Origin of the sequence: Dryocola baronae, from assembly GCF_051297175.1 — a bacterium.
Lineage (GTDB): Bacteria > Pseudomonadota > Gammaproteobacteria > Enterobacterales > Enterobacteriaceae > Dryocola.
Genome location: NZ_JBINNY010000001.1, coordinates 1,272,232 through 1,292,530, shown reverse-complemented (window position 1 = coordinate 1,292,530; position 20,299 = coordinate 1,272,232). Strand labels below are relative to the sequence as shown.

Genomic DNA, 20,299 nt, shown 5'->3' with positions numbered 1-20,299 from the left:
AACAGTAATGTAAATCGCCCGGCAAAAGCCGGGCGAAGAAGAATCAGGATCCCATACGATAATTCGGGGACTCTTTGGTGATGGTCACGTCGTGCACGTGGCTTTCCTGGATACCCGCGCCGCTGATACGCACAAATTCCGCTTTGGTACGCAGCTCGTCGATGGTACCACAGCCCGTCAGCCCCATGCAGGAGCGCAGGCCGCCCATCTGCTGGTGGACGATCTCTTTCAGACGGCCTTTGTAAGCCACGCGGCCTTCGATGCCTTCCGGCACCAGCTTATCGGCGGCGTTGTCGGTCTGGAAGTAACGGTCGGAAGAGCCTTTGGACATCGCGCCCAGAGAGCCCATACCGCGGTAGGACTTGAAGGAACGACCCTGGTAGAGTTCGATTTCACCCGGGGATTCCTCAGTACCTGCCAGCATGCCGCCAACCATTACGGCTGCCGCACCCGCAGCGATTGCTTTAGCAATATCACCGGAGAAGCGGATACCGCCGTCAGCGATAACAGGGATACCGGTGCCTTCCAGCGCTTCAACCGCGTCACCCACTGCGGTAATTTGCGGAACGCCCACGCCGGTGACGATACGAGTGGTACAGATTGAGCCTGGGCCGATACCGACTTTCACCGCGCTCACGCCAGCATCAGCCAACGCGCGTGCGCCAGCAGCGGTCGCCACGTTGCCGCCGATGATTTGCAGATCGGGATATTTAGCACGAGTTTCGCGAATGCGTTGCAGAACGCCTTCGGAATGACCGTGAGAGGAGTCAATCAGCAGAATGTCCACGCCAGCGGCTACCAGAGCGTCGATACGCTCTTCGTTGCCCGCGCCTGCCCCAACGGCAGCCCCAACGCGCAGACGGCCCTGGTCGTCCTTACAGGCGTTTGGTTTACGCTCTGCTTTCTGGAAGTCTTTTACGGTGATCATGCCGCGCAGATGGAAGCTGCTGTCTACAACCAGCGCCTTCTCAACGCGTTTTTCGTGCATTTTTGAAAGCACAACGTCGCGCGCTTCGCCTTCTTTAACGGTAACCAGACGCTCTTTCGGCGTCATGTACACGCTGACAGGTTGATTAAGGTCGGTCACGAAACGCACGTCACGACCGGTAATAATCCCCACCAGCTCGTAGTTTTCGGTTACGACAGGGTAACCGGCAAAGCCATTACGTTCGGTCAGCTCTTTCACTTCACGCAGGGTGGTGGTTGGCAGCACGGTTTGCGGGTCAGTTACTACGCCACTTTCGTGTTTTTTCACGCGTTTGACTTCTTCAGCCTGGCGCTCAATCGACATATTTTTGTGAATGAAACCAAGACCACCTTCCTGAGCCAGCGCAATAGCAAGGCGCGCTTCGGTCACGGTATCCATCGCTGCGGACAGCATAGGGATATTCAGACGAATAGTTTTGGTCAGTTGGGTGCTGAGATCCGCCGTATTTGGCAGAACGGTGGAGTGAGCTGGAACAAGGAGAACGTCATCAAACGTCAGTGCTTCTTTGGCGATTCGTAGCATGGCAATATCTCAACCTGGGGTGAATGAGAACAGATAAAATATTGCCGCGGCATTATACAGAGCGGAATCGATTGCATCCACACTTTTTTAAGAAAACTCCTTGCCACACCCGATATGGCAGGTACTATGAACCGAATAACCTGCTGATTTAAAATTTGATCTAGCTCACATGTCGATAGCAAATTCTCCCTCAATTTTTACCGTTAGCCGCCTTAATCAGACGGTCCGTTTGCTGTTGGAACAGGAGATGGGCCAGGTCTGGATCAGCGGTGAAATTTCAAACTTCAGCCAGCCCTCTTCCGGCCACTGGTACTTTACGCTCAAGGACGATACCGCTCAGGTTCGCTGTGCGATGTTCCGCAACAGCAACCGCCGCGTAACCTTCCGCCCGCAGCACGGACAGCAGGTTTTAGTTCGCGCCAATATCACGCTCTACGAGCCGCGCGGCGATTATCAGATTATCGTCGAAAGCATGCAGCCAGCGGGTGAAGGCCTGCTCCAGCAGCAGTACGAACAGCTTAAGCAGCGTCTTAGTGAAGAAGGCCTGTTCGAGCAGCAGTACAAAAAGCCGCTGCCCAGCCCGGCACGCCAGGTCGGTGTCATTACGTCCAAGACCGGTGCCGCGCTGCACGATATTTTGCATGTGCTGAAACGCCGCGACCCGTCCCTGCCCATCATCATTTACCCAACCGCCGTGCAGGGTGCAGACGCGCCAATGCAAATCGTCCGCGCCATTGAGCTGGCGAACAAACGCGGGGAGTGCGACGTGCTGATCGTTGGCCGAGGCGGCGGTTCGCTGGAAGACCTGTGGAGCTTTAACGACGAACGGGTGGCGCGGGCAATTTTCGCAAGCCAGATCCCAATCGTCAGCGCCGTAGGCCATGAAACTGACGTCACGATAGCCGATTTTGTTGGCGATGTTCGTGCGCCAACGCCTTCTGCCGCGGCGGAAATTGTCAGTCGTAATCAGGTGGAATTACTGCGCCAGATACAGTCGCAGCAAACGCGAATGGAAATGGCGATGGACTACTACCTCGCGCAGCGCAGCCAACTTTTCACGCGGTTGCAGCATCGGCTACAGCAGCAGCATCCTCAGCTGCGTCTCGCGCGCCAGCAAAGCACCCTGGATCGCCTGCAACAGCGCCTGACGCTGGCGATGGACGGCAAGCTACGCCGCACGGTACAGCAACAGCAGCGCCTGGCACAGCGGCTGAATCAACAGCAGCCGCAGCCGCGTATCCATCGCGCGCAAACCCGCATACAGCAGTTGGAATACCGTTTATCGCAGGTGATTACCGCTCGTCTGAACGGAACACGCCAGCGCTTCGGCACGGCGCTCGCACAGCTGGAGGCCGTTAGCCCGCTGGCGACGCTTGCTCGCGGCTACAGCGTAACCACACAGCCGGACGGCAAAGTGTTGAAGAAAACTAAACAGGTGAAGTCCGGGGACACGCTGACAACGCGTCTGGAAGACGGTTGGGTGGAAAGCCAGGTCACCGGCGTGACCCCGGCGAAACCCGTCCGCAAGCGCAAGCCTGCGGCGAAAAGCTAAAACTTAGCGGGGAACGGGCACAAACTCGACGCGTTTCTTAGAGATCAATCCGTGGCCGTTTTGACAAAAATAGTCCACCGCGCCGCAGGCTTTCAGCACTTCTAGCGGCTTGTGGCAGTCGGGGCATTGCGCTTCCAGCACGTAATCCTGATTGCAGCTTTGACAATGTGTGGCTGTGTCGGTCTGCTGCAGCGGTTTGTGGCAGTTCGGACAAGTGAGTTCCATCATTCCTCCTCAGAAAAGAAAACGGGAGCCATCGCTCCCGTCTTGATTACTTGCTCTTCTTGATGTGCTTGATCAGACGCTTACGCTTGCGCATCTGGTTCGGCGTCAGGGTGTTACGTTTGTTGGCAAACGGGTTATCCCCTTCTTTGAACTGGATACGAATCGGCGTACCCATCACATCCAGCGATTTGCGGAAGTAGTTCATCAGGTAGCGCTTGTAGGAATCCGGCAGGTCTTTCACCTGGTTACCGTGAATCACCACAATCGGCGGGTTATAACCACCGGCGTGCGCATACTTCAGCTTAACACGGCGACCGCGCACCAGCGGTGGCTGATGGTCTTCTGCCGCCATGTTCATGATGCGGGTCAGCAGCGCGGTACTCACGCGACGAGTGGAGCTATCGTAGGCTTCGCGAACGGACTCAAACAGGTTGCCTACGCCGCTGCCGTGCAGCGCGGAGATGAAGTGCACGCGAGCAAAGTCGATAAAGCCCAGACGGTAGTCCAGCGTCTCTTTAACCTGCTCACGCACCTCGTTGCTCAGACCATCCCACTTGTTGACCACGATAACCAGTGAGCGCCCACTATTGAGGATGAAGCCGAGTAGCGAGAGATCCTGATCGGAGATGCCTTCACGAGCATCGATAACCAGCAGCACGACGTTTGCGTCTTCAATCGCCTGCAGCGTTTTGATTACGGAGAATTTCTCGACAGTTTCGGTGATTTTACCGCGCTTACGAACGCCCGCGGTGTCAATCAGCACGTATTCGCGCTCGTCACGTTCCATCGGAATGTAGATGCTGTCGCGCGTTGTGCCCGGCATGTCATAAACCACTACGCGGTCTTCGCCGAGAATACGGTTGGTGAGCGTTGACTTACCAACGTTCGGACGACCAACGATTGCCAGTTTAATCGGCAGATCCTGAGGATTGAAGGCTTCCTCTTCTTCCTCTTCCAGCGCTTCGTCTTCTTCAGACACAATGCCATTTTTGGCATTGAACACGGCCCAGTAGGCGGCATCTTCATCGATTTCTTCTTCCGCTTCACGCGGATTAACTTCATCGAAGAAAGGCATCAGAACATGTTCCAGCAGGCTGGTCACGCCACGGCCATGGGAAGCCGCAATAGGGTGAATTTCACCTAAACCAAGCGAGTAAAAATCAATAACCGCCTGGTCCGGGTCCATACCGTCAGTTTTGTTCGCGACCAGGAAGGTAGGCTTCTGGCGAGAACGCAGATGCTTGGCGATGGCTTCATCGGCAGGCATCAGGCCCGCGCGCGCATCGACCATAAACAGCACCACATCGGCTTCTTCAATCGCCAACAGCGACTGAGCTGCCATGTGCGTTTCAACACCGTCTTCCGTGCCGTCGATACCGCCGGTATCAATAGCAATAAATTCGCGACCTTCCACTTCAGCACGACCATACTTGCGGTCGCGAGTCAGCCCCGGGAAATCCGCTACCAGCGCATCACGGGTACGCGTCAAGCGGTTAAACAACGTGGATTTTCCGACATTAGGGCGCCCGACCAGCGCAACCACAGGTACCATTATAAAAGCCTCATTACTCAATATTCATCGTCAAACGACGCCAAAAAGCGCCGCTCTAAAAAACAGGAAACGGCTCCCGGACTTAGGGAACCGTTTCGTACTCGCTAATTATCAGGCAAGTTTAGCGTTTGATGGCGTACAGCGTGCCGTCTTTTGCCTGAATAAGCAGTTTATCACTGGCGACAACCGGCTCGGTCTGGAAGCCTGAGCTGTCCATTTTTTGCTGAGCCACAAAGCGGCCGTCGTCAGTGTTAATCCAGTGCATATAGCCTTCGCTATCGCCAACGACCAGGTAGCCGTTGTACAGCGCAGGTGAAGTCAGGTTACGGTGCAGCAGATCGCTCTGCGTCCACAGCGTAACGCCGCCTTCGGCATTAAGTGCAATAACGCGGTCATTTTGATCGACCAGGAAGATGCGGTTAGCATCAACGATGAAGTCGTTCACGGAGCCCAGCTCGCGCTTCCACATGACCTGGCCTGAACGCAGATCCAGCGCGGTCAGGTTGCCGTTGTAAGCCAGCGCGTAAACCACGCCGTTAACGATAACCGGAGTTGTGTCCACGTCGCTCAGGCGATCGATTTCTGTCGCGCCCGTGGCCTGGGAGATACGCTGCTGCCAAATCAGCTGGCCCTGCTTCATCAGCACCGCGCTGACTCGGCCATTGTCACCGCCCACAATCGCAGCACCAAAGGCTACAGCCGGAGCGGATTCGCCACGCAGAGAAAGCGCAGGCATATCCAGGTTAACGGTCCATGCAACTGCGCCGTCGGTTTCGTTCATTGCCTGCAGCTGGCCGTTGCTGGTATGCACAAGCACCAGACCATCGCTGACTACCGGGCGAGAAAGTACCTCACCGGCGGCCTTGCTTTGCCACGCAATACTACCATCAGAAGTGTTAAGCGCGAAAACCTGCGCCTTTTCACTGCCAATATAAACATGAGCACCTTCAACCGTTACGCCACCGGACAGCAATGCCGGACGGTTGCTGGAGAAAAAGCCCGTTTTTTCGGACAGATCGACGGACCAGATTTCTTTACCGTCATCGGCGCTGAGCGCTTTAACGGTACCACGACGATCGGCGGCATAGATGTTGCTGTCCTGCCACGCCGGGTGAAGATTGGAGTAAAAATCGCCAATCCCGTTACCCACCGAAGTACTCCAGACTTTTTCTGGTTCGAACTGGTTTTCAACCGTTGGCAGAGGGGACATTTTAACGACGTCCTCTTCACCGCTGAACAATGAACATCCGCTGAGCAGCGTCAGAGAAATCAGCCCTGGCACAAGTAATTTACGCAATTGCATCGGGTCCCTCTTAGCTGGACAAATTATTGATTTTCATCTGCATCATTTCGCGCAGTGCTGGAGAAGCATCGGTCTGAGCACCTTTGCTCCACGCGTCGCGTGCACCTTGCTTATCCCCTTTGCTGAGCAGCGCTTCACCGCGCAAATCAGCCACAATCGCAACCCAGCCTTCACCCTTAATGCTATCGAGGGTTTTTAGCGCAGCATCGGCTTGTTTTTGTTGTACCTGGATACGCGCCAGACGCATGTTGATCAGCGCCTGCAGGTTTTCATCGCTAGTGTTAGCAAGTCCCTGCTCCAGCTGCGCGGCAGCTTTAGCAAGGTCGTTGTTATCTACGTATTTTTGAGCCAGTTCCAGAGAAGCCAGCGCGCCGTAGGTATTTTTGGTTTCAGCGGCAAATTTCTCTGCGGCGCTAAGCGTAGCGGGCTGGTCAGCACGGACTGCACTGGTCACATTCTGGTATTCCAGTGAAGATGCCATCGCAGATTCAGCCTGATGGCTGTTCCAGTAACGCCAGCCGACCAGCGCCCCGATACCCAGCACAACACCCACTACCAGCGCCTTGCCGTTCTCGGCGAAGAAGCGTTTTACCGCTTCAACCTGATCGTTTTCGTTCTCGTAAACTTCCACGCAGTCCTTCTCCTTAACGATTAATCCCTGGGAAATTTAGCCCAGTAGCGCCTGCAGATGCGCGCCCGTGTTCTGTTGCTCCACGGTTTGCTGCTCACCTGTGCGCAAATCCTTCACGACAACCTGGCCCTTCGCCACTTCATCTTCGCCCAGTACCAGAGCAAAGCTTGCGCCCCACTTGTCTGCACGAGTGAACTGCTTTTTGAAGTTGCCACCGCCGTAGTTGGTCATTAGCTTCAATGCCGGGACCTGGTCACGCAGCTGTTCAGCCAGCAGCATTGCCGCCGCCTGCGTTCCTTGTCCTGACGATATCAGGTAAATATCGACAACAGATTCTGCTTTAAATTCAGGATTAATCGCCTGAACCAGTAAAACAAGACGTTCAAGGCCCATAGCAAAACCAACGGCAGGCGCTGCGCGACCACCGAGTTGCTCTACCAGACCATCGTAACGCCCGCCCGCACACACCGTTCCCTGAGAACCAAGACTGCTGGTCACCCACTCGAACACCGTGCGGTTGTAATAATCGAGGCCACGAACCAGACGCTGATTCACGGTATAGGCAATACCGGCGGCGTCCAGATACTGGCACAGGCCAGCGAAATGCTCGCGGGAATCGTCGTCCAGATAGTCGCCTAACGCCGGAGCGTTATCCAACAGCGCCTGGACATCAGGATTCTTGGAATCCAGCACGCGCAGCGGGTTGCTGTACATGCGACGCTGGCTGTCTTCATCCAGCTTGTCTTTAAACTGCTCCAGGTAAGCCACCAGCGCTTCGCGGTATTTTGCGCGCGCTTCAAGGGAACCGATAGAGTTCAGCTCAAGGCTTACGTGTTTATCGATGCCCAGCGCACGCCACCAGCGAGCGGTCAGCATGATCAGTTCAGCATCGATATCCGGCCCTTGCAGACCGAAGACTTCCACACCCAGCTGGTTGAACTGGCGATAGCGCCCTTTTTGCGGACGCTCGTGGCGGAACATCGGCCCGATGTACCACAAGCGCTGTTCCTGATTGTACAGAAGACCATGTTCGATACCGGCACGCACGCAGCCCGCGGTGCCTTCAGGACGCAGCGTCAGACTGTCGCCATTACGGTCCTCAAAGGTATACATCTCTTTTTCAACCACGTCGGTAACTTCACCGATGGCGCGTTTGAATAACGGGGTCTGCTCTACAATCGGCAAACGGATCTCGCTATAACCGTAGCTGCCGAGCACCTGTTTAAGAATGCCTTCAATGCGCTGCCAGATGGCGGTTTCGCCCGGCAGGTAATCGTTCATGCCGCGAATGGCTTGAATGTTTTTTGCCACGTTTGTTCTCTGTCGTTTTATACAAAAAATGAACCCGAAATCAGGCTTTTCGCGGTTGCAAAAAGCCCGGCGGGTTCAATCATACACGGGAAGCCCTGTGCTTCCCATGTTTCGCACTATTTTTCCAACTGCTGGACGCTAATACGCTGCGTTTCATCAAGCATGCTGGCCTTCGCGCGGATACGCGCTTCGAGCTGAGCAATCATGTTGTCGTTGTCCATACGCTCTTTTTGACGCACGCCGTCTTCGTAAAAGCCGCTTTTTTTGTTACCGCCCGTCACGCCAAGCGTGGAGACCAGCGCTTCGCCAGGCCCGTTCACCACGCAGCCGATAATGGAAACATCCATCGGCGTGATGATATCTTCAAGACGCTGCTCAAGCGCATTGACGGTGCCGATAACGTCAAACTCCTGACGCGAACAGGTTGGGCAGGCAATAAAGTTGATGCCGCGAGAACGAATACGCAGTGATTTCAGGATATCGAAACCGACTTTGATCTCTTCGACAGGATCGGCCGCAAGCGAGACGCGCAGGGTATCGCCGATGCCTTCAGACAGCAGCAGGCCAAGACCGATCGCCGACTTAACGGAACCGGCGCGCAGGCCGCCTGCTTCAGTGATCCCCAGATGCAGCGGCTGATCGATTTGCTTCGCGAGCAGGCGATAAGACTCAACGGCCAGGAACACATCGGAGGCTTTGACGCTGACCTTAAACTGGGTAAAGTTCAGGCGATCCAGATGATCAACATGCCGCATTGCCGATTCCAGCAGCGCCTGCGGCGTTGGCTCACCGTATTTTTCCTGCAGATCTTTTTCTAACGATCCGGCGTTTACCCCGATGCGGATCGGGATATTTTTATCTCGCGCGCAGTCAACAACCTGACGGATACGCTCTTCGCTCCCGATATTGCCAGGATTGATGCGCAGGCAGTCAACGCCGTATTCAGCGACTTTGAGGGCGATGCGATAGTCAAAATGGATATCGGCGACCAGCGGGATATTGGTCTGCTGTTTGATAAGCTTAAAGGCCTCGGCGGCGTCCATCGTTGGGACTGAAACGCGAACGATGTCCGCTCCGACTCTTTCTAACGCTTTAATCTGGTTGACCGTGGCTTCGACATCCGTTGTACGGGTGTTAGTCATGGACTGAACGGCGATAGGAGCCCCATCGCCGATTGGCACATCCCCGACGTAGATCCGTGTAGATTTTCTACGCTGAATAGGTGCTGCGTGATTCATATAAAATCTCCATGATTGCTTATAATTCAGTGATTTGCTGATTATTCAGCATTCACCGTCAATCGCGCAACCTGGTTAGTTCTGATAAAGCGACTTAAATCGACAGGTTTACCCTGGAACTGAATTTGTACTGCTGCCGGAGCGCCGATTTTAAGCTTATACGGTGCCTGTCCGGCTAAATTCAAATTGCCACCTTTGTTCTGCATCCCGCTGAACAGTTTTTTCCCGGTAGCGTCGGAGACTTCCAGCCAGCAGTCCGCCGTGAAATTCATCACCAGCGCATTTGCATCGGCGGCAGGCGCGGTAACGCCCGCCTGGTCAGTTGGCAGCGTTGCCGCAGCGTCTGGAGCAGGCGTTGTTACAGTTTGTGCATTATCAACCGGAGCCTGGCTTGGCGAAACGACGGCTGAATTATCAGCAGGCGTGCTTTGCGGTGCGGCATTTTGTGCAGTGGTATCTGCCGGAGCGGGCTGAGATTCCTGTACTGGTGCGGGTTCAGTGGTAGTGTCTGGTGCTGATGAGGTATCAGCACCGGTATTCAATGGAACGGACTGTGCGTTGTTACCCGCAGAAAGCTCAGCCGAAGACTGGTCTGCCATGGTGGAAATTTCTTCCTGCTGCGCTTTGTGATTTTGCCACCACCACGCGCCGGTCAGCCCCACCACAACGAACAGAATCAGCCAAGTGAAGCTCATTAACCAGCCGTCACGTTTTTTGCGACGCTTGCCCAATGAAAAACTCTGCATCGGTGCCACTTTTGCCGCCCTGACCGGAGCTTGCTTCTCCATCATTGGCAGCAGCTCTTCTTCAGGAATATGCACCAGACGGGCATACGAGCGGATGTAACCACGCAGGAAAGTCGACGCCAGTTCTGCAGGCGCTTTGTCGTCTTCGATATCCCGAACGGTAGAAACCTTCAGACATAACCGTTCTGCCACGGCTTGTTGGCTGAGACCGAGTTGTTCACGCGCGTTACGCAGACGTTCGCCCGTGGTTTGTGCTGCATTTGTTTCGTGAGTGGCTTCAGTATTCATTAGCTACAACTGCTGGGACTGTTCATTAAGGAATAGGCACGAGCTCTGTATCGCAACATTTCCGCTGCGCTACGCTCACTCGTACCGCGAAACTCATCTGACACCTGAAGGGTAATCCTTCAGCAAAACATCCAGCGTAGGTTACGCAAATCACGTAAATACACCGTGCTATCGGGCAACTCTTCTGGCGGTCTGTTAACCATAGACTGCATTTGGAAATGCTGTCAGCTAACGTCGCCAGATACCTGCTCAAAAACCTACGGCTAAACTGTTGTTGTGCGGCTACATACTGCCTTAAAGCGCAAAGAAACGCACCGTAATTATTGACCAGGATGAACTGGTACGGGACCGAGTTCATGGAGGGTTATGATTTGCCCGTTTTTTGTACTAAACAGGGTGCATTCACCCTGCTTAGCTGCACAAAGTTGCTTATCAGACTGCTTTTACAGCGATAGGTTCACCCTGCATACGTTTACGCATCGTACGCTTGGTGCGGTCGATAACTTCACCCGCTAGCTGACCACAGGCGGCATCGATATCATCACCACGCGTTTTACGCACGATGGTGGTAAAGCCGTAGCTCATCAGAACTTTTGAGAAACGGTCAATGCGGCTGTTCGAGCTGCGGCCATAAGGCGCGCCCGGGAACGGGTTCCATGGGATCAGGTTGATCTTACATGGCGTATCTTTAAGGCATTCGGCCAGCTGATGCGCATGCTCTGTCCCGTCATTGACGTGATCCAACAGAACATACTCAACCGTTACGCGACCCTGGTTGGCGTTGGATTTCTCCAGATAGCGACGCACGGCGGCCAGGAAGGTTTCGATGTTGTACTTTTTGTTGATCGGCATGATCTCGTCGCGAATATCGTCGGTCGGAGCATGCAGGGAAATGGCTAGCGCCACGTCGATCATATCGCCCAGCTTGTCGAGCGCAGGCACAACGCCTGAGGTAGACAGCGTAACGCGACGTTTGGAAAGCCCAAAGCCGAAATCGTCGAGCATGATTTCCATTGCCGGAACCACGTTATTAAGGTTGAGCAGCGGCTCACCCATGCCCATCATCACCACGTTGGTGATAGGACGCACGCCGGTTTTCTTCTGTGCGCCGATGATTTTCGCCGCACGCCAGACCTGGCCAATGATTTCAGACACGCGCAGGTTGCGGTTAAAGCCCTGCTGAGCGGTTGAGCAGAATTTACATTCCAGCGCACAGCCAACCTGGGATGAAACGCACAGCGTGGCGCGATCTTCTTCCGGGATATACACGGTTTCCACAAGCTGATCGGCAATCTTAATCGCCCATTTGATAGTGCCGTCTGCAGAACGCTGCTCTTCTGCAACTTCCGGTGCGCGGATCTCAGCGACTTCTTTGAGCTTGTTACGCAGCACCTTGTTGATGTCGGTCATCTCGTCGAAGTCATCACTGCAATAGTGATACATCCATTTCATGACCTGATCGGCACGGAACGGTTTTTCACCCATTTCGGCGAAAAACTCGCGTAGTTGCTGACGGTTAAGATCCAACAGATTAATTTTTTCAGATTTACCAGAAACGACAGCGGCTGGCGTCTCGGAAGTGACTATTTGCTCAGACATAATTTTTTCCGGCCTCGTTGTTACACGTTACGGCCCCAGGAGGGTTAAAAAGATACGCCCCGGAGAGTTGGCTCATCCGGGGCGCAGTATTGTACAAATTCTATGGCACGTATGCCATGACTGAAAGCGACCTAACGTGAATTAAATGTAAAAGTCGCTTAACAGGTTTAGCGAGTGCGCGGGCACACTTCGCCTTCAGCGAAGAAGTAAGCGATTTCGCGAGCTGCAGATTCTAAAGAATCGGAACCGTGGGTGCCGTTCTCAGTGAAGCTGTCAGCGTAGTCCGCGCGCAGGGTACCGGCCAGAGCGTTAGCTGGGTTAGTTGCGCCCAGGATATCACGATGACGCTGAACCGCGTTTTCGCCTTCCAGCACGCTAACCACGATTGGGCCAGAGGTCATGAACGCTACCAGACCATCGAAGAAAGGTTTGCCTTCGTGTTCAGCGTAGAAACCCTGTGCCTGCTCAGAAGTCAGGTGCAGCATTTTAGCGCCAACAATTTTAAACCCTGCTGATTCAAAACGAGCATAAATGTTACCAATAACGTTTTTTGCCACCGCGTTTGGTTTGATGATGGAAAAAGTACGTTCAATAGCCATGATTACCTCTGTGTTTGTTCTGTTTGCCGGATGCCCGGTTATGAATTGGCGCAGATTATAATGAGCAACTGCCGCGTTGCCTATGGATGGAGATAACATTTTTTTAAAATAAGATTAATTTCGGCAACACATTTAACTCAGGTCGCGGAAAAGCCGCGTTTTCTTAGCGCAGCATAAAGCTCGCGGTAGCAACCTGCCCCGCTTCGTCCAGCACCAGCACCTGATACGGACCGGGTTTATCCAGGCTCATTGCCACGCCGGAGCTATGGTCTCCAACCGGCTCACCGTTCAAAAACCACCAGCGCTCTCCTTGCCCGCCCTGGCTTGATAGACGCAACGGAAGCTGAGCCTGCCCCGGCAGGCGTTTTAAAATAGCCCCCTCACGCACGCCTAACAACAATAAAGGCGTAACCTCATCTTTCTGGATAGGAGGACACGCCTGCGAAATTGGCGGCAAACGAGCAGCCCGCCGCTCTGCGGATGCCAGCCACGGCTCAAGCGGCAGCGGCCAGAGCGCTAGAGCCTGCTCTTTTGCGTCCGGGCAGTCCGCCGCAACGCGATGTCCGGAGCTATCGAGCCAGATAACCTGCCGAATCCCCTGAACGCTTTCCTGACCGGGAGCCTGTAGCGTCGGCGGCTCACTCTTATCCAGCAGCCAGCTGGATAACCTGCGCCTGCAGTTACCGTCCCCGGCGGGGAGATTTTGCCCACCGGGCCAGCAGACTTCACCCATTGAGACCGACTCCGGGCGCGGATCGGTGGGTAAACGCACCTGCTGCACGCCCGAGCTGGCTTGCAGAAGGTTGTTTACCTGGTTTAAAAGCGGCACCGCGCTGCCCAGGCCAAACTGCCCGGCGACCGGCGTGCTGTCCGGTCGACCTGTCCATACGCCAATGAGATAGCGGGAGCTGATACCGATAGCCCACGCGTCGCGATAGCCGTAGCTGGTACCCGTTTTCCACGCCAGCGGCACGACGGCAGGCAGAGAGGAATCCGGCTCTGGCAACGCCTCTCCCGCAAGAATGCGGCGAATAATCCATGCCGATCCGGGCGATAGCAGCGACCTTTCTACCAGTGGGTCTTCCGGTTGAATACGCAGCCGAGCGGCCTTCCCATGGCGTGCAAAGGCGCTATAGGCCGCAACGATCTGATCAAGCCGGGCTCCGCCGCCGCCAAGGATCAGCGAAAGATTCGGTTCACTCCCGGCAGGAAAACGCAGATCGAGCCCCACGTTGCGCAGCTGCGCCGCAAAGCGTTTTGGCCCATAGGCCTCAAGCACCTGTACCGCCGGCAGATTCAGAGAACGCACCAGGGCTTCGCTCATGCTCACCGGGCCATGAAAGCCGGTGTCGAAATTGCCCGGCCTGTAGTCGCCAAACCTTCGGGGAACGTCCTGTAAAAGCGATGAGGGATGGATCAGCCCGTCGTCGAGCGCCATGCCGTAGATAAAGGGCTTAAGTACCGAGCCAGGCGAGCGTATGGCCGTCACCATATCGACGTGACCAAAACGTGTATCGTCATTGATATCGGCCGACCCCACCCAGCCGCGCACCTGCATAGTCGTGTGGTCGACGACCAGCAGAGCCATCGACGAGCGCTGCGGCAGTTGCCCCTTCCAGTTCATCGCCATCTCTTCAAGCTGCCGCTGCACGGAAGCATCCAGGGTGGAGGGGATCTTGTGTTCGCGGGTACGGCTCGCCAGATAACGCGAAAACAGCGGCGCGAGCTGAGGCATTTGACGTGGCGCAAGCCACACGGGTTCCTCAAGCGATTCGTTGACCTGCTGGTTTGTCCATACGCCCTGCTCTGCCATACGCCTGAGAACTTTGTTACGCGCGGCTTCTGCCCTTTGCGGCCAGCGGTCAGGCCGTAGGCGGCTAGGAGCCTGTGGCAATACGGCCAGCAGCGCCGCATCTGACCGGGTCAGATGTTCAGGGGACTTGCCCAGATAAGCCCAGCTCGCCGCCCCAACGCCCTGCAAAGTGCCGCCAAAAGGTGCACGGTTAAGATAGAGGGTGAGTATTTGCTCTTTAGAAAGGTGCCATTCCAGCTGCATCGCCCGCCAGACCTGACGAGCTTTACCGCCGAATGTCCGGGGATGCGGATCGAGCAGACGAGCTACCTGCATAGTCAGCGTGCTTCCGCCAGATATTACCTCGCCGCTGCTGAGATCCTGCCAGGCGGCGCGAACTATGGCAAAGGGGTTGATTCCCGGATGATCCCAGAAATATCTGTCTTCGTAGCCGATCAGCGCTTCAAGGTAACGCGGCGAAACCTCGCCAATCGTCACCGGATAGCGCCAGATACCGTTTTCATCAGCAAAGCGCCAAAGCGGCGTACCATCGGCAGCCACGACAACCCGCGCGGGATGCGCTTCGCTCAGCGGTAGCGGCCAGCACCTGTCGGCCAGCCATGCTGCCAGAATGAATAAGAATGGCACCACCGCAAGCAGATAGCGGCGATGCCAGCGCAACGGCTTTCTCAATTCATCACCGACCTACGGCAAAACGGTGAGAATGCCGGTACTCGCGCCCGTTGCGCGCCACTGCGGCACGTACATAGATTCCACCTGCGGAACCGGCACGGTATAGCTACCAGGTGTCACGGCACGGGCTAGATACACAAGCGTAGCGTGCTGCCCCTGGCTTAGCGGCAGCGCGGCAACAAAGCGATCGTCTCGGAACTCCAGATGCTGAATATCCGCCTGCTGCATCTGGTTGAGCAGGCCCTGAACCTCGCTACTGCTGTCCGCAAGGCTCGCGCTGCTGTTCGACAGATTCTGATTTTCCAGCTCAAGCCCGGCGGGCAGGAGATCGACCACCAGCGCATCCGGCACGTTTTTATCTGCCCAAACGTCCAGCCAGACCATAACCAGTTCCCCGCTTTTCAGCGCTGAGACCGGCTTGCTTTTACCCTCGGCGTCAAGGAAGTGACGCTCAATATGCAGCACGTTGCTGTAAGGCGCTGGCGCCATTTGCGGATAGCCCACGCTATCAAGACGCAGATAGAGGTTGGACGCCCCGGTATTGGTCACCTGCAGCGCGGACAGTTGGTCAGAGGACAGATTGCTGGTTACGCCTTTCTCTGCGCTCATCGGTTCAGCGCTTAACGACGTTTGAGCCTGCCAGTCACCTTTTGCCGTCAGCCAGTTGCGCCCCGCCAGGAAGAGCGCGTTGCTTTCCTGAGTGGATAACCAGCGCTGGCTGTAAGCGAGGTCGGAAAGTTCGAGCAGCAGTTTGTTTTGCTGGTCCGGCAGAAGTTTATTTTCCTCCAGCAGACTTAGCATCATTGCTTTATCACGCAGAGTACTGCCGTAGTCGGCCATCCAGATATTGCGATCGCTGCGCTGCGTGTTCAAACCGTCAGTCAAAGCCTGCTGGCTACGCGGAGTGTCACCCATAAGCTTCAGGGCTACGCCCAGTTGAACCAGCGGCAGACCGGCTTTCGCCGTTCCATGACGCTGCCACAGCTCGCGCAGTGCCCCCAGTGGCGCTTTCTGCTGACGAGCCAGCACGAGGCCTGCATACGCCTGCACGGCAAACTTGCTGGCCGCCGCGTCGTCGCTATAACGCAGCGAGATTAAGCCGGGGTCCTGCAAATAGCGCAGCAGGCGCTGATTGGCGTTGTTCAGCGCATCGGTGTTCACGCTGTAACCCTGCTCGCTGGCACGCGTCAGGAAGTCGGTTACATAGGCGGTAAGCCAGTACTCTTCCGGCCCTTCTTTATCCCACAGCCCGAAGCCGCCGTTTTCGCGCTGCATTTCAAGCAGGCGCGAAATCCCCAAATCGATCGCCGCACGGCGTTCTTCATCGCTGGTGCCGGTAATGCCCAAAGCGCTTAGCTGAGCTTTGTTGGTGTAGAGCGATGGGAACAGGCCGCTCGTCGTCTGCTCAAGGCAGCCGTACGGGTAGGCTTTTAGCTCACGGATATAGCGCGCAAGGTTCAGCGGCGGGCGTCCGCTTAGCAGCAGTTGCCCTTCCAGCGTTTTCGGCGCAAGCCCTGAAAGATGCTCCGCAGGAACAGGCCAGACTTCACCTGGGGTCAGCACCGCTCCGCTGTTAACCGTCTGCGCCGGGAAGGCTGGACGCACACCGATTTTCCACTGTTTTATCTGCGGAGTTACGGTTTCGCCCGGCAGGTTAAGCCCGGTGATTTCGGCACTCAGTTCCCCATCACCGAAGCCTTCCAGTGCGCGAACAGGAATAAATAACGTCGAGCGTGCCCCCGGTGCCAGCTTCACCGGCAGCGAGGTTGAGGCATCCAGCGAAAGCAATCCGCTGGTTTTAAGGTTAACGGTGAGCTGCTGGGGTTGCTCGGTCAGGTTAGTCAGATCCAGCGCCAGTCGGCTATTGTCGCCGCTTGCCATAAAGCGAGGAGCCGCCAGTTCGGTAACTAACGGTGCTGCGACGATCACTTTATCTTCACTGTTGCCGAAGCGATCGTCCGTCCACGCCTGGGCCATCACCCGTAGTTCACCGTTAAAGTCGCCGATAGGTAGGGTAACAGTGCCCTCTCCCTTATCATTCAACAGTACCGGCTGCGCCTGCTGGGCGATGATAGTGACGTGGGTTACCGGTTTTTTACCGCCACGGCTCAGCTCGTCGCCCTCATCGCCATCGCCACCAAAACGCAGGGCGGCAAGCTTTCCTTCCCCTTCGATGACCTGCCCGTAAATGTCGTAGAGATCGGCACCGTAACGCTTACGACCGAAGAACGCTTCCCATGGATCGGGGGTTTTGTAGTCGGTGATGTTTAGCACGCCGCTGTCAACGGCAGAAAGAAGCACGTTGATTTGCTTAGGCAACTCGCCGTTCTTCGCGTTCGCTTTCACCTTCATCGTCAGATTCTGGTTTGGCCGCATTTTGGCCGGACCATCCAACGTGATATCGAGGCGGCGACCTTCATCACCAAGCGGGAGATGCAGAATACCGACCGCGCGCTTAGGCGTAGCTGCACGGTTTTTATCGCCTGGGCGCACCACCAGCGTACTCAGATAGAGATCGTGACGCTGCCAGCTTTTGTCGACGGGGATAGCGATATCCAACCCTTCCGCAGGCACGTCAATTTCTTTCCACCACAGCGGGCCGTCGCTGGATTCAACCATGGCGTAGCCTTTACCTGCCGCAGGCGCGGCGATATGCAGCTTGATCGTGTCACCCGGTTTGTAGCTGGGCTTATCGATTTTTAGCGTAACGCGGTCGGGACGAACGGCCCCCGTACCATCGCTATTGTCCTGCCAGCTATAGCCAGCCCAGAAACGTACGCTGCTGACGGTGTTGCTTTCCGGCGCACGCACTTCAAGACGATAAGAGCCCCATTCAACCGGGAAGGCAACCTTGCCCGTCTCACCCGCGGCGAGGTCAAGCTTCTGTTCAGCTTCCACAAGATCTTTCTGATCGTACTGGGACTGCCAGCCCTGCCCGTCTTCCCAGTTCCAGTAGTAGTCGCGGCGCTCGCGAATAAGGCGAACGTCCAAACCTGATATGGCGAGCCTTTCACCCTTGGCATTGACGTACACAACGTCGAAACCAGCGTTGCTGTCTTCATCCACAATAGGCTGGGTGCGCGTGGTGTCGGTGCGATAATCATAAACGTCTTTGCTGGCGAACTGTGGGCGAATTCCCGGTAACGCATCAGCGGGCCAGATAGCCTGTTCGGCGCGACGGGTAACAGGACGGCCTCCGGACTCCAGCAGGCTGGCCTGCAGCACGATGCGCAGCGGCGAGCGTACGTCGCTCCACTGGCTGTCGGTGCTTACGGTGGTGTCACCCTGTTCATCAAGCTGTAGCTGCACCTCGTCCAGGCTGCGGGAAAGATTCTCTTCGTTGATATCGCCAAACTGGAAGCCCGGCAGCGCCGCAACGGCTTCGCGGAATGGGCGCAGGAAGAGCTGGCCCTGCAGGCTGTTACCTGCCGCAGGCGCGCCGTAGAGATAGCGGCCGTTTACCTGGAAGCTTACCGCTTCGTCCGGACTTGCTGGCTCACCCGGGGTGGTGATATTGAGCGCCATGCGCTCAGGCATAAAGTCTTCAACCTTAAACGACCAGCTGCGCGGCTGATTGTCGCCGGTGTTAACGCGAACCTGCCAGCTGCCGGTTTGAACCCCGCTGCCAAGTGGCCAACTAAACTGATAAAGGCCGTTTTCCGGCTGCCATACCTGGGTTTTGGCAACCTGCCCGTCCGGCTTCACCACCTCAAGCTTTACCGGCTGCGCTGGAAGCGGTTTTCCGTCGCTATCGCGCAGGAGGGCGTTGAGAATGACCGTTTCGCCGGGACGATAGAGATCGCGCGGCCCAAACATAAAGAACTGCTTGCTGTAGCCTTCCTGCCCGGCGATATCAAATTCAGCCAGGTCCAGCGCCGGGCGGCTGAGATCAAGCAATGTCGTTTGCTCGCCGCTGCGCGCCAGCAGCAGCGCACCTTTGTTGACTTTTTCAAGCAGCGCGTGGCCGTCACCGTCGCTTTTCGCCTGCGCAACGGTCTGGCCTTTCTCGTTAAGCAGCGTGATATCCACGCCGGATTGGGCGGCACCGTTCTCAAGGCTTTGCGCGAACACGTCCAGACGATCGTGATAGCGGTGTAGCGAGATGCCAACGTCGCTTAAGGTGAATAACGTTGCGGCGTTGCTGTAGTTGTAATGCCCGGCCTCATTCATGATGGCAAGATAAACGCCCGGCTGCTGTAGCGCCTTGACTTCGCCCAGCGGCAGCATGATTTTTTCGCGCGTGTTACGTTCCGGATTGAGGTCGAATCGGCCCGTATACACCAGGTCGGCAAGCTTGAGCAGGTTGTCCGATTCCCAGTTTGAAACCGAATTTCGGTATTCCCACTGGCTGACAAAAGCGGCGAGAGATTCGTTTTTGATGCGATAGAAGTTCACATCCACCTTATCAACGTTCAGCGCCATAACCGGCAGCCCGGCCACCACTTTAGTCGGCAACAGCGAGCCACGGCTGGCAAAGCCAACGCTTGGCTGAATGTCGCGGGTAGCGATTTGTTTTTCGAAGCTGATTTCAAAGGTGGCTTTATTGAGCGCCGCCAGCTCGCGATCAACGGTCAGCAGAAGATTGCGCTTTGGTTCAAGATGGCGCATGCGCAGTTCTTTGAGATCCTGCGACAGCTCCCAGGCGCCGTCGACCTTGCCGCTGGTTTTATCCACCAGATGCACCACGCGGGAGAAATCCTGATCGGGATTTAGAGGAATGGAGAAGGTCAGCACCAGCGCGCTTGCGCCATCCAACTGCACTTCAGAGGCATCCAGCAGTTTTAAAGGTTTGCCCGCAGACTGCCTGGCCAGCTTTTCCAACTGCCCGGCGTCAGGTTTTACTGCCGTAGGCTGGGACGCTTCCTGCGCAACCGGCGCGGGGGAAGGCGCGGCGGCCTGCGCTTTATCTTTATCATCGCAACCCACCAGAGCCAAAGCCGCTAGCAACGTTGCCGCAAGGCCAGCTGAACGTACCGATCTCATATTTGTATCCCTGGCCAATCAGGCCCAATAAGCCAAAACGTAGTGGAAGTATTATGCGGATTAACCAGAAAAGCGAAAGTGGTAAAGCAAGGCGATGCGGGATGTCTCGCAAAGGGGAAAGAAAACTATGCAACCCGTTCTGGAAAGGGCCGGAGCCAAACTGGAAGCGAGATCACAGCCTGAAAGGTTACATGTAACCTTATGAGTCATTTGTTTTTAAAACAATCAGATAGATAGATTTGTAGCTACCCTTCTTGTTACCTTCAGCCCTGTTCCG

At 55.8% G+C, this 20,299-nt stretch carries 13 protein-coding genes; 1 reads left to right on the top strand and 12 read right to left on the bottom strand.

All coding sequences use genetic code 11. The annotated features are described in order from the left end of the window. Positions 1 to 43 precede the first annotated feature (43 nt). Positions 44 to 1,510, bottom strand: a complete 1,467-nt coding sequence (gene guaB / locus ACSPHG_RS05915; RefSeq protein ID WP_435952582.1) for an IMP dehydrogenase — start codon at positions 1,508 to 1,510, stop codon at positions 44 to 46. Positions 1,511 to 1,679: 169 nt separating this feature from the next. Between guaB and xseA the strand changes: the two genes are divergently transcribed. Then, positions 1,680 to 3,062, top strand: coding sequence for an exodeoxyribonuclease VII large subunit (xseA, locus tag ACSPHG_RS05910; RefSeq protein WP_435952581.1), 1,383 nt, complete (start codon positions 1,680 to 1,682; stop codon positions 3,060 to 3,062). 3 nt (positions 3,063 to 3,065) lie between these two features. Here the strand turns inward: xseA and ACSPHG_RS05905 are convergent, their stop codons facing one another. From ACSPHG_RS05905 to ACSPHG_RS05855, 11 genes are all read right to left on the bottom strand, one after another. Then, a complete protein-coding gene (locus tag ACSPHG_RS05905) occupies positions 3,066 to 3,287 on the bottom strand; it encodes a zinc ribbon domain-containing protein (protein WP_435952580.1) in 222 nt (73 codons plus the stop codon). Between the two features lie 46 nt (positions 3,288 to 3,333). Then, positions 3,334 to 4,839 (bottom strand): ribosome biogenesis GTPase Der, encoded by a 1,506-nt coding sequence (gene der, locus ACSPHG_RS05900; RefSeq protein ID WP_435952579.1) that lies wholly within the window; start codon positions 4,837 to 4,839, stop codon positions 3,334 to 3,336. A 121-nt stretch (positions 4,840 to 4,960) separates the two neighbouring features. After that, on the bottom strand, positions 4,961 to 6,142 hold the full coding sequence (gene bamB, locus ACSPHG_RS05895; protein ID WP_435952578.1) for an outer membrane protein assembly factor BamB: 1,182 nt from the start codon (positions 6,140 to 6,142) through the stop codon (positions 4,961 to 4,963). 10 nt (positions 6,143 to 6,152) lie between these two features. Further along, the gene (locus ACSPHG_RS05890; protein WP_435952577.1) at positions 6,153 to 6,773 is read right to left on the bottom strand and encodes a YfgM family protein; all 621 of its coding nucleotides are present in this window, start codon (positions 6,771 to 6,773) and stop codon (positions 6,153 to 6,155) included. A 36-nt stretch (positions 6,774 to 6,809) separates the two neighbouring features. Then, positions 6,810 to 8,084, bottom strand: coding sequence for a histidine--tRNA ligase (gene hisS, locus ACSPHG_RS05885; protein WP_435952576.1), 1,275 nt, complete (start codon positions 8,082 to 8,084; stop codon positions 6,810 to 6,812). A 116-nt stretch (positions 8,085 to 8,200) separates the two neighbouring features. Next, a complete protein-coding gene (gene ispG / locus ACSPHG_RS05880; protein ID WP_435952575.1) occupies positions 8,201 to 9,322 on the bottom strand; it encodes a flavodoxin-dependent (E)-4-hydroxy-3-methylbut-2-enyl-diphosphate synthase in 1,122 nt (373 codons plus the stop codon). Positions 9,323 to 9,363: 41 nt separating this feature from the next. After that, positions 9,364 to 10,356 carry a cytoskeleton protein RodZ gene (gene rodZ / locus ACSPHG_RS05875; RefSeq protein WP_435952574.1) on the bottom strand — a complete coding sequence of 331 codons (993 nt, stop codon included), beginning with the start codon at positions 10,354 to 10,356 and terminating at the stop codon, positions 9,364 to 9,366. A gap of 432 nt (positions 10,357 to 10,788) precedes the next feature. Beyond that, positions 10,789 to 11,955 (bottom strand): dual-specificity RNA methyltransferase RlmN, encoded by a 1,167-nt coding sequence (rlmN, locus tag ACSPHG_RS05870; RefSeq protein ID WP_435952573.1) that lies wholly within the window; start codon positions 11,953 to 11,955, stop codon positions 10,789 to 10,791. Between the two features lie 167 nt (positions 11,956 to 12,122). Further along, complete coding sequence (gene ndk / locus ACSPHG_RS05865; RefSeq protein WP_435952572.1) at positions 12,123 to 12,554, bottom strand: nucleoside-diphosphate kinase; 432 nt, start codon at positions 12,552 to 12,554, stop codon at positions 12,123 to 12,125. Positions 12,555 to 12,717: 163 nt separating this feature from the next. Beyond that, a complete protein-coding gene (pbpC, locus tag ACSPHG_RS05860; protein ID WP_435955950.1) occupies positions 12,718 to 15,006 on the bottom strand; it encodes a peptidoglycan glycosyltransferase PbpC in 2,289 nt (762 codons plus the stop codon). 45 nt (positions 15,007 to 15,051) lie between these two features. Continuing rightward, positions 15,052 to 20,022, bottom strand: a complete 4,971-nt coding sequence (locus tag ACSPHG_RS05855) for an alpha-2-macroglobulin family protein (protein WP_435952571.1) — start codon at positions 20,020 to 20,022, stop codon at positions 15,052 to 15,054. Positions 20,023 to 20,299: the final 277 nt, after the last annotated feature.